A 13,418-nucleotide genomic window follows, 5' to 3' on the forward strand; every position below is an offset into this window, starting at 1 on the left:
CTCTTTGTTATAGAGTGGGAGGTGTTTATGAATTACGAGGAGGAGCTGAAGAGGCTGAACGAATATCAGAGGGAAGCGGTGTTGGACGAAAGCGATGCCTGCATTGTAAATGCCAACGTGGGAAGCGGGAAAACGACGGTCCTGATCTCGAAGATCCTGTACCTTCACCATGCGAAAAATGTAAGCTACAGGAACATGATCGTGCTGACCTTTACAAACAAAGCGGCAAATGAAATCAAGGAACGGCTGACCGGCGCCGACAGCGGCGTCCAGGCGGAAGACCTGGAAGGCTTTGGGACGTTCCACAGCGTTGCCCTTCATTTTCTGAAAAACAGGCTGCCGGTAGAGAAAATGGGGTATACCAGGGATTTCCTGGTCATAGAGCCGGAGGAGGAACTGGACATTGCCCTGCATATCATACAGGAGGAAAAGCTCTCCATCAAATATAAGAACCGGCTGAAAAAACGCCTGGAGCAGGCGATGGCAGTCAGGACAGAGGAGCAGATGAAGCCGGGATACAAGGACGACCTGTTCCGGCTGGTACAGCTCCTGAGGGAAGAGAAGATAAGGCAGAACAAAATGTCCTTTTTGGATCTGCTCCAGAATGTAAATGATTTATTGGATGACTCCGGGACAGAACCGAAATGGATCATCATTGACGAGGTCCAGGACAGCGACAGTCTGCAGCTTGATTTCATTGACAAATTGAAGAGAGACGGGACCAGATTGTTTGCAGTAGGAGATCCGAACCAGGTCATCTACAGCTGGCGCGGAAGTACACTGAACGTGGTCTATGCACTGAAGCATAAATATGCGGCCAGGGAACTGTCCCTTCCGGTCAATTACCGCTCCAGCAGCTCCATCCTGGAAGCGGCAAGGTGCTTTCTGCAGAATGGCGGAAGCCTGACGGGAGTAAGGGAACCGGGAAGCAAGATCGTGGTGAAGAACCAGTACAATCCCTTCAACGAGGCCTGCTATCTGGCGGACAAGATCCAGGAACTGCACAGCGCAGGCGTGCCCTATAAGGAAATCGCCATTTTCTACCGTCTCCAGAACCAGTCCCAGATTTTTGAAGATGTATTTCAAAAAAACGGGATCCCCTATGAGGTGTCACTGAAGAAAACCATCCGGGACATTCCGGTGCTGAACTGGGTCATAAAACTGCTCCGCTTTTCGGTCAATCCGAATGACCTGTCCTCTGGCATCTATGTCCTCAGCAATCAGGATTACGGGGAAAGGATCAGAGAAAAGGAAGCTGCAAAACTGGTCAGAGGACAGTCGGAGAAGCAGTCCGGGCTGCTTGCAGATATGCAGGAGTTCGCTGCCAGGTGTGCCGGAATCCAGAGCGTGGATGAGCTTTACGATTATTTTGGATTTGACAGATACATTAAGCCGACTGCCGCCACCTACAGGGAGGACAAGGAATCCATCCGCACCCTGCTGGACATCATCATAGCATATGGGAAGGAAAAGCAGATGACGTTTCTGGAGGGCCTTACGGACTTCCTCAATTCATCTGCGCTTTATGGCGTGAATATCCTGCAGAAGGATATCAGCAGCAGCACGGATTCGGTCAAACTGATGACACTGCATGCCTCCAAGGGGCTGGAGTTTTCCCATGTGTTCATCACGGGCGTCAATTATGGGCTGATTCCATTGCAGACGAAAGGGATGGAGGAGGAAGAGGAGGAGCGGAGGCTGTTTTTTGTGGGAATTACGAGGGCAAAGGATTATCTGGAGCTTTCCTATTATACAAACCCGGAGCATTACAGGGCAATGGCCGGAGAAAGCAGATATATCCGGATGATTCCGCCCAGGCTGATCCGGGATGATGCTGTCAGGACCACAGAGGTGAGCCTGCAGGAACTGAAGAAACAGATTCAGGCTGCCAGGGCGGAAGGTGAGAAGGCGGAGGCCGGGTCCGGGAATCCGGAAGCTGGGAACCGGATGATGGAAAATCAGGAAACGAAAAATCAGGAAACGAAAAATCAGGAAGCCATACAACGAGAAAACATTCGACGGGTAAGTCATAAGAAATACGGAATAGGAACAGTACTCCGAGAAGACGAGATGATGATTGAAGCCGAATTCGAGAATTATGGAATGAAGGAATTTATGAAGGCGTTCAGTGAGCTGGAATATTTATAAAAGATCCTTGCATAAAATTTTTTGCAATAGTATTCCTTGACAAGTAAAAACAAGAGGTGCCATATTGAGAATGAAATCGATTGCAAAAAAAATAAGGTGGAAAATATGAGCAGCATACTGACGAGAGCCATGCTTTTTATTATGATAATTGTAATAGGATATGGATTGAAAAAAATTGGTGTTTTTAAGAAAGAAGACTTTGGCGTTGTTTCCAAAATTGTATTGAATCTGACTTTGCCATGTGCAATTATTGTGAATTTTTCAAATTTAGTGTTTGAAAAAAGTCTGATCAGCATGATTGGAATCGGGTTTGCCTGCACCGTTATACTGGCAATTGCCGGATATTTTCTGGCAGCGGGCAGCGGCAATGGTGAAAAATCATTCAATATGATCAATTTGGCAGGATACAATATAGGGTGCTTTACGATTCCCTTTGCACAGGCATTTTTGGGTCCGGCGGGAATAGTGGCAATCTGCCTTTTTGATTCTGGAAACTCTATTATGTCTGCAGGGGGAACTTATGCAGCCACATCCCTGGTAAATAAAGAACATAATGCCGATAAAATAAAAACAGGTGCCATACTGAAAAAATTAATCTCTTCACCACCGCTGATGTGCTATCTGGTCATGCTGATGCTGGCATTATCAGACCAGAAGCTTCCGGCACCTATACTGGATTTAGCAGGGATAATTGGAGGTGCAAATGCATTTCTAGCAATGTTTATGATAGGAATTGGGTTTAAGCTTGATTTAAACAGAACACAGATGGTTAAAAGCGCTCAGATCATAATAACGAGATATGTAATTACAGTAATATTTGCAGTCGTTTTATATCATGCTTTGCCATTTGATATAGAAATACGCAAGGCGGTAGTTTTGGCGGTGTTTAGCCCTATTGCAGCTGTGAGCACAGCATACACTGAAAAAAGCGGGGGAGATACAGGACTGTCCAGTACAATAAATTCCCTGTGCATTCTGATTAGTTTGTTTTTTGTTTCAGCCATATTAGTTCTGATGTAGAAAAATCCTGAATATGATCCTGCCTGCATTTCAGGTATCCAATAAAATTAAAGTTGAGGTGAAGTGTTATGACTATTTATGATATAGCAGAAAAAGCCGGAGTATCAGCCAGCACTGTGTCCCGTGTTATCAATAATAAGCCCGGCATCAAAGCGGCGACGAGAGATAAAGTCCAAAAACTGTTAAAGGAATATAATTATACGCCGGATGAAAATGCCAGAGGACTGGTGAATAAAGCAACGAAGCTTATAGGAATATTAATGGCAGATATCAGAAACAGCCACCATTCAGAATTGGCATATGTTGTTGAAAAAAAATTAAGGGAGTACGGATATTGCAGCCTTATATTGAATGCGGGATATGAACCTAAAATGATGGCAGAAAGCATTCGGATACTGGAGCAGCGAAAAGTGGACGGCATCATGCTGGTCGGTTCTGCTTTTCAAAATGATATAGTGGAAAAGGAATTGAGAGAACGGATGAGTGACAAGCCTGTCGTTATGGCGAATGGCTATCTGGATTTGCCAAATGCATATGGCATATTGGTAGATGAAAGAGACGGGATCAGGCAGTCAGTAGACCTTTTATATTCTAAGGGCAAGAGGAAGATTGCATTCATCGTGAATTTAGGAACGCCGAGCAGTTATGAAAAATTGCATGGTTATGAGGACGGCCTGGCAAAACATGGTCTGTCGGAAGAAAAAATGATAATTGAAGTTCCGGAAACAACAATAGAATCCGGCTTCATTGGCGCCAGGGAATTAGTAGGAAAGCATCCGGAGGTGGATGCCGTAATCTGCGCAGAGGATCTGATGGCGTTGGGTGTTATTCGCATCCTGAATGAACTGAATATTAAAATCCCCACACAAATGGCAGTAGTCGGAGTCAATAATTCAGTTTATGGAGAGGTTTCTTTTCCAAGTATTACGACTTTGGATAACAAAATGTCGGAGACAGGATTAATGGCAGCGCAAATTCTGGTAGATTGTCTTTCGGGGGAGGAAAAGCCTCATAAGATCATGCTGTTTTCGACTTTGGTTGAAAGAGAAACTACGTGATGAAAATAAATGGCAAGCGATTGTGAAAAATAAGGTGCGGAAAAGAAAACAAAATAAAGAAAATCAGATGATAAGTTCTTGTTTGTGTGCAATGTGTACAGAAACAAGAACTTATTTTTGTAATATAAGTACAGATAACTAAAGTTGCTTTTTGCAATCGATTGTGATAATATTATTACACAATCGATTGCAACAAATGGAGGATATGAATATGAGAGTTCCGTATGATGTGATGCTAAAGGAATTTCAGAGAGTATTGCTAAAAAAAGGATTCGATGAAAAAACAGCTTTTGAAGCAGCATCGAATTTTGCACAGACTAGTCTGGATGGAGTATATTCTCATGGAATCAATAGATTTCCCAGAGTGATTTCTTACATAGACAATGGTGTTATTGATCCGAAGGCCCAGCCGGTGTGTGAACTGGAATGCGGCATAATGGAGAAGTGGAACGGCAATCTTGCTTTGGGAAATACAAATGCCATGAAAGCGATGGACAGAGCCTGTGAATTGGCAAAAGAGCACGGAGTAGGAGTGGTCGCACTTAAAAACACGAATCACTGGATGCGCGGAGGCGCTTTTGGCTGGCAGGCTGCAGACAAGGGATGCATAGGAATATGCTGGACAAATACGATGCCTAATATGCCTGCATATGGTGCAAAAGACAGAAGGATAGGAAATAATCCGTTCATAATGTCGGTTCCGAGAAGCAACGGGGAACATGTGGTTATTGACTGCGCACTTTCACAGTTTTCTTATGGAAAGATTGAAGAAAGCCGCTTGAAAGGAAAAGTGCTTCCTGTACCAGGAGGATATGATTCTGAAGGAAACCTTACCACGGATGCTGCTGAAATCGAAAAGACATGGAGAGTTCTTCCGATTGGATTCTGGAAGGGAAGCGGGTTGTCGATTGTACTTGATATGGTGGCAGCTATTTTGTCGGGAGGCAATTCTGTAGGAGATATTGGAGAAACGATAGGCGAAGAAGCGGGACTGTCCCAGGTGCTCATTGCCATTGATCCCACAAAGTTAAGCAGCAGAGAAGAAATCGACGCTGTGGTTGATAAAATCATAGATTACGTAAAGGGATCCGAACCGGTACAGGAGAATGGCGTTATTTCTTATCCGGGTGAATCTTCATTGAGAACGAGAAAAGACAATTTGGAAAATGGAATTCCGGTAATTGAAGAAATCTGGAATTCGATTTTAAATATGTAAAAGACGAGGAGAAAAAGAAATGATATTTTCATCTATTTATTCAAAGGATGATTGCTCGATTTACCCAGAGGCAATTCAGAAAGCAATCCAGTATCTGAAGGACAATGATTTCAATAAAATGGAAGCCGGTGTATATGAAATCGATGGCAAAAAGATGTATGCGCAGGTTTTTGATGCGACACCAAAGCCAAAAGAAGAAATCAGACCTGAAGTGCATGAAAAGTATCTTGATGTCCAGTATTTAGCATCCGGGAAAGAAGGCCTTGGATTCTGCGCCGATGAAGGCAAATTTGAAGTTGATGAAAGAATCGACGAAAGAGATTTAATTTTTTATAAAAGCATGGAAAACGAAGGATTTATCACGGCAATACCAGGATGTTACAGTATATTTTTTCCGAACGATGTACACAGGCCTTCGATACTGATAGACGATTATACATCGGTTCGAAAAGTGGTAGTGAAAGTGAGTTTGGAATTATTATAATAACAATAAAATTATAATCAGAACAGGGAGGATTTATCTATGAAAAAGAGAATAGCATTATTTATGGCAGCAATGCTGGCAATCGGTACTTTGACAGCATGCGGAGGTTCTAAAGCTTCAGAGGAAAAAACCACAGCAGAGGAAACTGCAACGGAAGAAACAACAGGGGAAGAGAAAGCTGCAGTTCCAGAATTGGAATTAATAGTAGCGCATAATCAGACTTCACTGGAGAATCCATATGCATTTGGTACGATAAAGTTCAAAGAGTCAGTTGAAGAGCTTTCAGGTGGAAAGATCCACGTGACCCTTCACCATGGTACGCTGGGTGAAAATGAATCGGAATTAATTGAAAAATTAAGCATGGGTGCAGTTTCGATGGTAGTTGCTTCCCCAGGATTTATGACAGCGATCGGCGTTCCTGAAGTTGATATGTTTTCATTGTTATATCTGTTTGACAGCTTCGATCACTGGGAAAAGGCGGTAGACGGCGAATTCGGAGATGCGATGAAAGAGGTTATCACTGAAAAAACTGGAAATCAGTTTAAAGTTATGGGATATTGGTCTTCAGGCGTGCGTAATTTCTACGGCAAACAGGCAATTACAACACCGGCAGATGCAAAAGGCATGAGCATCCGTACACAGTCTTCTGCGGTACAGCAGCAATTCTGGTCAGATTGTGGTGCGGTTCCTACAACAGTAGCCTGGGGTGAATTGTATCAGGCATTGCAGCAGGGCGTAGTAGATTCTGCAGAAAACGACTATACAAGCTTCATGTTAAAAGAACATCACAAAACAGATAATGGTAAATATATAAGTGAAACAAATCATGACTATACAACAAGGCTGTTACTGATGGATGGAAATTCCTATAACAAATTAACAGATGAACAGAAGGGCTGGATCGAGGCTGCCTGTGAAGCCGCTACTGAAGAAGAAAGAAGCGTTGTTTATAAAATGGCAGAGGAATCGAAGGCAAAGGTAATAGCTGACGGTGCTACTGTAACAGAACATGCGGATGTGGATGCAGAAGCATTTAAAGAAATCGCACTTCCAATTCAGGACAAATTTGCTGCTGATAATAAAATGGAAGAGTATTTGGAAATGATTCGTTCAATAAAATAAGTTCTGGCTCTGTCAGACAAAAAAATAAAATTGTCTGACAGAGCTTAAAATTGGATATACGGTAAAGGAGAGTTATCATGAAAAAAGCAGTAGATTTTCTGCAGAAACTGCAGATTGCGGCAGGAACAGTTTTTCTTACAATCTTCCTTGTAACTGTAGTATTCCAGGTATCTTCGAGATATGTGGGAGTTACAGCGCCTTGGACTGAAGAGGTTGAAATGTATTCCTTTATATGGGCGGTATTTATGGGAGCCGGAGCTATGGTTTACGAGAAGAGGCACTTTGCATTTACTTCGTTAAATGATTTGATCAAGAATGAAAAAATAAAAAGAGTATTATCAATCGTTATATCTGTAATCATGCTGTTCTTTGCAGTTTTGATGGTCGTATACGGCTATCAGGTGACAAAACAGTTTTGGGGCTATAAGTGGATTGTTTTTCCAACGCTGACAAGAGGGATAACATGGATGTGTCTTCCAATCAGTGGTGCGACAAGTGTAATCTATCTTATCTATCTGATTAAAGATGACATTGAACATATCGTGAAAGGAGACTTGAAATAATGGGAGTGCTTTTGGTTATTATGTTTATTGTATTTGTTGCAATCGGAGTGCCGATTTCATTTGCGTTAGGAGTAGTCTCCTTTGTAGGTATTGCGGGATTGCCAGAAATACCAAATGCAGTTGTATTTACAAAAATGTTTAATGGAATGAATAGTTTTACGTTACTTGCGGTTCCGCTGTTCATACTTGCGGCAAACCTTATGAATGAAGGTTCCATTACAGAAAAACTGATTAAGACATGTAATTCCATGGTAGGACATAAACGCGGCGGCCTTGCATATTCCAATGTCCTGGTGTCTATGATTTTTGCCGGAATATCCGGTTCTTCCCAGGCAGATACTGCAGGTGTGGGAAAGATATTCATACCTTCAATGGAAGCGCAGGGATATGATAAAGGTACATCGGTTGGCGTTACTGCGGCATCGTCAACATTAGGCTCTATTATTCCGCCGAGCATCACGATGGTAGTATATGCCGGTATTGCGAACGTAGCTACAGGAGCGTTATTTATGACAGGTCTCATACCGGGTATTTTACTTGGAATCGGAATGATGCTTGTGGTTAAATATTATGCAGTAAGAAAGAACTTTCCGAAAAGTGAAAAAGTTCCATTTAAAGAAGTGTTAAAACTTACTTTTCAGTCATTACCTGCTCTGTTTACCCCGATCCTTCTGATTGGCGGTATTGTATCAGGAGTCTTTACCCCTACGGAATCGGCTGCATTTGCATGCGTATATGCTTTACTGGTCGGCATATTTTTCTATAAAACGATTAAAATAAAAGCATTGCCAGGCATTATTATAGAGACATTAAAATTATCATCCCTTTCGTTATTTGCCCTTGCTACGGCAAATGCCCTGGGTGAACTGCTGAGCTATTATCAGCTGAACATATACGTGCAGGAATTCTTCACTTCGCTGTCAGGCGGAAAAACTGTTTTCCTGTTAGTAATCGTCGCTTTCTTCATGTTTATCGGAACATTTATGGATGCTGTACCGGCAATGATTTTATTTGTACCAATCATTTTGCCGTCTTCAACAGCTCTGGGAATCAGCCCGATTATACTTGGCCTGATTATTGTAGTAACGCTGGCACTGGGATTAGTAACCCCACCATATGGCTTGTGTCTGTTGATTGCGTCGTCTATCAGCGGTATTACCATAGAGGATGCGTTTAAAGGAACTTTACCATATTTCTTATCATCTATCGCAATATTGCTTGTCATGGTCCTGTTTCCGGATTTATGGCTGTCGATTCCGGCATTTCTATTCCCGGCATTATTTTAGCTGATATATATAAAGGAGACAACATATGAAAATAGTCGTGATAGGTTCAGGGGCAATGGGCTCGCTGTATGGCGGTTACCTCTCGCAAAAAAACGAGGTATATTTAATTGATACCGATTCTGAAAAGGTAGAGGCAATTAATAAAAACGGGATTATGATAAAAGAAAGAGAAGGGGACAATACGTTTTATCCCAAGGCGTTATCGGATTCTTCCGGTATAGGAACTGCCGATCTGATTATTTTATTTGTAAAAGCGTTGTTTTCAAAAGCTGCATTGAAGAATAACAAGTCCTTAATTGGAGAAAATACATATGTTTTAACATTGCAGAATGGTTCGGGTCATGAGGAGATTCTGAGAGAATTTGTTTCGGAAGATCACATTATTATAGGGACTACCCAGCATAATGCATCTATTATCGGAACCGGTCAGATCAGCCATGGCGGCAGTGGAAAAACCACGATAGGCATGATTGGAAAAGAAAACAAACAGCTGTTTCCAATAAAAGAGAGCTTTGAAAGCTGTGGATTCGATACGGCGATCAGTGACAATATCCAAAAAATAATATGGGATAAGCTGTTTACAAACGTTTCGGCAAGTGTGATGACCGGAGTACTTCAGGTGAAACTGGGTTATCTGATCGATAATGAGCATGGATTTTTCCTGGTAAAACGATTGGTTAAAGAAGCTGTGGAAGTTGCTAATGGAGATGGAATGAATTTTGATGAGCCGGAAGTGCTTGAAAAAGTAAAAGAGGTATTAATAAATGCCCATGAAGGCTACACGTCAATTTATGCAGATATCAGAGATAAAAGAAAAACAGAAGTGGACACAATAAGCGGTTATGTGGTGAGCGCCTCAAAGAGAAACGGCGTGCCTGCTCCCACGCATGAGTTTGTTGTAGAATTAGTCCATGCATTAGAAGAAAAGGAATAAGAGGGTGAATTTATGTGTACATATGATATGGGAAAATTAAAAGTTGTTGATTTAACGAAGATACTCGACCCGAAGACGGAATCGAGAAGATGTCATTTATGGCGTTTTAATACCGGTGGACCTATTCCGGATTTTCATACGATCATGGATCTGACAAGCCACCTGGGAACCCATGTGGAATGTCCGTATCATCATAATGATAATTGGACAGACGTGCAGGGGCTGCCGCTTACAAGCTTTATGGGACGTGCAATCTATGTGAATATTGAACATATGGCGCCAAGCAGCCACATTATGCCGGCTGATCTGGAAAAAGCCTGCGGTGATAGAATTCAGGAAGGCGATGTAGTAATACTGGATTCCCAGTACCGTATACCACCATTTACTGAATTGACAAATACTCCGGATGACAAACGACTGTTTATCTGCCGTGAAGCAGCAGAGTGGTTTAAAGAGAAGAAAGTAAAATGCGTTGGATTTGGAGATGGCGTATCGATTGAAAATAACTATGAAGATGTATGCGCATTTCATGACGTGTTGATGGAAGTTGATATCATATTTTTGGAAGTGCTGCAAAATCTTGATAAATTAAGCAGCGATACATTTTTCATATCATATGCACCGCTTCCGATCAAAGGCTTGGATTCCTGCCCGGTTCGCGTGTATGCGATCGAAGGGTTGTCGGAATTTAACTAAGCGGAAAGTATTCTGCAGTATAGTGAATAGAAAAAGCGAAAACCGGAGTAGTCTCTGATTTTCGCTTTTTCTGTTATTTCGACGGAAAGCGCACCCGTGGGATAAGGAATGCTTTAAGGCCTGTTTCTGAATCCATCCAAAACAGGTTGTGTGACATAGAGAAATAAGGTATAATCATATAAATGTAAGTGCTTACAATTGCAATGATACGGTTTCGGGAATAGGAAAAGGAATGAAAAACTGATGAATATATATGATATTTCAAAAAAAGCAGGTGTTTCAATAGCGACGGTTTCCAGAGTGCTGAATGGAAATGAAAAAGTGAGTGAGAAGACCAGACAGAAGATCCTTGCTGTGATGGAAGAAGCGGGTTATAAGCCGAATGCATTTGCAAGAGGACTGGGTCTGAACACGATGAAGACGGTCGGCATTCTGTGTGCCAACTCATCGGATGCATATCTGGCTTCCGCGGTATATTTTATGGAAAGAGAACTTAGAAAGAACGATTATAATTCCATACTGTGCTGCTGCGGATATGAGTTAGAGGACAAGCAAAAGTATCTGGAGCTGCTGCTGTCTAAACGGGTAGATGCGGTTGTCCTCGTCGGATCAAATTTTGTTGAATCGACACCGGAGAAAAATAAATATATTCTGGATGCGGCGGGTAAAGTTCCGATTATTATCCTGAATGGATATCTGGCAGCAGATAACGTGTATTGTTCCCTGTGCGATGATAAGGAAGCTACATGCCGGGTGACAGGCAGGCTTCTGGAAACAGGAAGAAAGAATCTTCTTTACCTGTGCAGGGCCTTCTCCTATAGCGGCCAGAAAAAAATCGAGGGCTTCAGGCAGGCATTTGCGGATAAGAATATGAAATTGGAAGAAGATCAGATTCAGATATTTAATGGCAGCATTCCGGAAGTAAAGGAGATGCTGTCGGAATTGAGCAATCGTGGAGTTGCTTTTGACGGAGTTCTGGCATCTGATGATGAACTTGCAATCGGGGCCTTGAAATATGCGAAAGAAAAAGGACTCTGCGTTCCCGGCGATCTGGCTTTGGTTGGCTATAATAATTCGAAGATGGGAATATGCTGTGATCCGGAACTGACAAGCATCGACAATAAACTCGAATTTTCCTGCATCAATGCCGCGACAGTGCTGATGAAAGTTCTTGAAGGTTCACCGGTTCCATCTAAAACCCTGTTTTCTGCTGATGTAGTCGAGAGAGGTACGACGGATATTTTTGCAGTGAGGACGTGATGGCGGGCGTTTTGCAATGAGGACGTGCTGCAAAACATGTTCATTCGCAGCGCGCTCTCGCTTAGATGAAGACGTAGTGGTACGTAAGGCCGCAAAGTACGCGGCCTAAGTGCCAACGTCTTCATAAAGCTGCTCATTGAATCATGTTTTGCATCACTGCGTGATGGCTGGCGTCTGGCGATGAGGACGTGGTGCAAAACATGTTCATTCGCTATGCGCTCTTGCTTAGATGAAGATGTAGTGGTACGTAAGGCCGCAAAGTACGCGGCCTAAGTGCCAACGTCTTCATAAAGCTGCTCATTGAATCATGTTTTGCATCACTGCGTGATAGCTGGCGTCTGGCGATGAGGACGTGGTGCAAAACATGTTCATTCGCTATGCGCTCTCGCTTAGATGAAGACGTAGTGGTACGTAAGGCCGCAAAGTACGCGGCCTAAGCACCAACGTCTTCATAAAGCTGCTCATCAATTCATGTTTTTTATCACTGTGTTGCAGTTGGCGAATGTACAAATTGACGAAGCCGGGCGTTTCAAGAGGGCTTTTACACTCGAACCAATTTTAATAAAGGCTCTGTCATATAAAATAGTTGATAATCAGTATTTTTTAGCAGAGCATTTATCCGCTCTGCTAATTTGAAACTTTCAGTTAAGTCGCAATAGGGAAAAACTGCGAATTACTTTACTCATTTTCTCCTATAAAATTACGTAAGAAACTTGTAACTTGTATTTTTCCTTCACATCTTATTCCGACTCCAATATATCTTCTTCGTATACCTCTTTCAAGAAACTCAGTCGGATTAATTGTTTTATAACTGAAAATATTATCTGGCCAGCAATGATTTTCTGAAATAAGTCCTAGTACATCAGCCTCTATTGCCACCGCTCCTAATAGCCCCTGAAAATATTCTAGTAAATCAGAAAGATATTTATTAAAAATATGGTATTCATCTTCTTTTATTCCTATCTGCCCCCACTCTGGAGCATCATGCTCACTACCAAAGAAACAAAAATCCAATACTATAGTATGCTCTGCGACTTGGTTTATAAATAATTGTGATTTCCTCTTGCCTTGTATTTCAACAATAGATTAGAAAAGTTCTAAGTCAGGGGCTCAAAATCAAGAGCTTGAGAAATACTTCAAGCCCCTGATTTAGTACTTTTCCTTTGAACCAAGTCACGCATGCGGACGGTATATGCAGTTTTGAAGGTCTGCCAACAGATGTGGATATGCCATTTATCAGACAGACAGCTCAGATAAATCTTCTGTTGGAGGATGATATAGCAAAAATATATCCTGTTTATGGTATGCTTCATAAGCCGTCCTGTTTCAGGCGACTTTTCGGTTTGTCATTATCAGAGTTGTAAGGATGTCAATGGAACACCTCGTGGTAGGTGGATCAGCTTTCCGCTACATTTGGAACAATGACAAATATCCCGCTTAAATAATAACATCATCAGATCTGCAGTCTTCAGCGCATTGACAGGATTTCCTTTGTAAATGGTATTTCGTAACCGGTGAATCAGCTTCAGCTTTTTTGTCTTCTGGCTGTTTGTCAGAAAGCCGCTGAAACGTACACGGTTGAATCCTTTGGGGAGTATATGCCGCAGGAACAGGCGGAGGAATTCCGTTCC

General features: G+C 42.3%; 13 protein-coding genes. 11 read left to right on the forward strand and 2 right to left on the reverse strand.

Going from position 1 to position 13,418, the window contains the following annotated elements; translation table 11 throughout:
• Positions 1–27 precede the first annotated feature (27 nt).
• From BJR36_RS17835 to BJR36_RS17885, 11 genes are all read left to right on the forward strand, one after another.
• Complete coding sequence (locus tag BJR36_RS17835; RefSeq protein ID WP_091236790.1) at positions 28–2,148, forward strand: UvrD-helicase domain-containing protein; 2,121 nt, start codon at positions 28–30, stop codon at positions 2,146–2,148.
• A gap of 105 nt (positions 2,149–2,253) precedes the next feature.
• Positions 2,254–3,168: an AEC family transporter gene (locus BJR36_RS17840; protein WP_091236791.1), complete on the forward strand. Its 915-nt coding sequence runs from the start codon at positions 2,254–2,256 to the stop codon at positions 3,166–3,168.
• A gap of 68 nt (positions 3,169–3,236) precedes the next feature.
• Complete coding sequence (locus tag BJR36_RS17845) at positions 3,237–4,226, forward strand: LacI family DNA-binding transcriptional regulator (protein ID WP_091236792.1); 990 nt, start codon at positions 3,237–3,239, stop codon at positions 4,224–4,226.
• 211 nt (positions 4,227–4,437) lie between these two features.
• Positions 4,438–5,442, forward strand: coding sequence for a 3-dehydro-L-gulonate 2-dehydrogenase (yiaK, locus tag BJR36_RS17850; protein ID WP_091236793.1), 1,005 nt, complete (start codon positions 4,438–4,440; stop codon positions 5,440–5,442).
• Between the two features lie 19 nt (positions 5,443–5,461).
• Positions 5,462–5,926, forward strand: a complete 465-nt coding sequence (locus tag BJR36_RS17855; RefSeq protein ID WP_091236794.1) for a NanQ anomerase/TabA/YiaL family protein — start codon at positions 5,462–5,464, stop codon at positions 5,924–5,926.
• A 39-nt stretch (positions 5,927–5,965) separates the two neighbouring features.
• Positions 5,966–7,048: a TRAP transporter substrate-binding protein gene (locus BJR36_RS17860; protein ID WP_091236795.1), complete on the forward strand. Its 1,083-nt coding sequence runs from the start codon at positions 5,966–5,968 to the stop codon at positions 7,046–7,048.
• 77 nt (positions 7,049–7,125) lie between these two features.
• Positions 7,126–7,611 carry a TRAP transporter small permease gene (locus BJR36_RS17865; protein ID WP_091236796.1) on the forward strand — a complete coding sequence of 162 codons (486 nt, stop codon included), beginning with the start codon at positions 7,126–7,128 and terminating at the stop codon, positions 7,609–7,611.
• On the forward strand, positions 7,611–8,897 hold the full coding sequence (locus BJR36_RS17870; RefSeq protein ID WP_091236797.1) for a TRAP transporter large permease: 1,287 nt from the start codon (positions 7,611–7,613) through the stop codon (positions 8,895–8,897). Before BJR36_RS17865 ends, BJR36_RS17870 begins: the two co-directional genes overlap by 1 nt.
• 25 nt (positions 8,898–8,922) lie before the next feature.
• Positions 8,923–9,831: a ketopantoate reductase family protein gene (locus BJR36_RS17875; protein WP_091236798.1), complete on the forward strand. Its 909-nt coding sequence runs from the start codon at positions 8,923–8,925 to the stop codon at positions 9,829–9,831.
• Positions 9,832–9,843: 12 nt separating this feature from the next.
• A complete protein-coding gene (locus BJR36_RS17880) occupies positions 9,844–10,527 on the forward strand; it encodes a cyclase family protein (protein ID WP_091236799.1) in 684 nt (227 codons plus the stop codon).
• Between the two features lie 243 nt (positions 10,528–10,770).
• A complete protein-coding gene (locus BJR36_RS17885; protein ID WP_091236800.1) occupies positions 10,771–11,787 on the forward strand; it encodes a LacI family DNA-binding transcriptional regulator in 1,017 nt (338 codons plus the stop codon).
• A gap of 678 nt (positions 11,788–12,465) precedes the next feature.
• Here BJR36_RS17885 and BJR36_RS17890 read toward each other — a convergent pair.
• Both BJR36_RS17890 and BJR36_RS21200 read right to left on the reverse strand, forming a co-directional pair.
• A complete protein-coding gene (locus BJR36_RS17890) occupies positions 12,466–12,801 on the reverse strand; it encodes a hypothetical protein (RefSeq protein ID WP_091236801.1) in 336 nt (111 codons plus the stop codon).
• 338 nt (positions 12,802–13,139) lie between these two features.
• On the reverse strand, positions 13,140–13,418 hold a 279-nt coding region (locus BJR36_RS21200), incomplete at its 5' end, for a transposase (RefSeq protein WP_207648906.1).

This window comes from Anaerobium acetethylicum (genome assembly GCF_900096945.1).
GTDB lineage: Bacteria > Bacillota > Clostridia > Lachnospirales > Lachnospiraceae > Anaerobium > Anaerobium acetethylicum.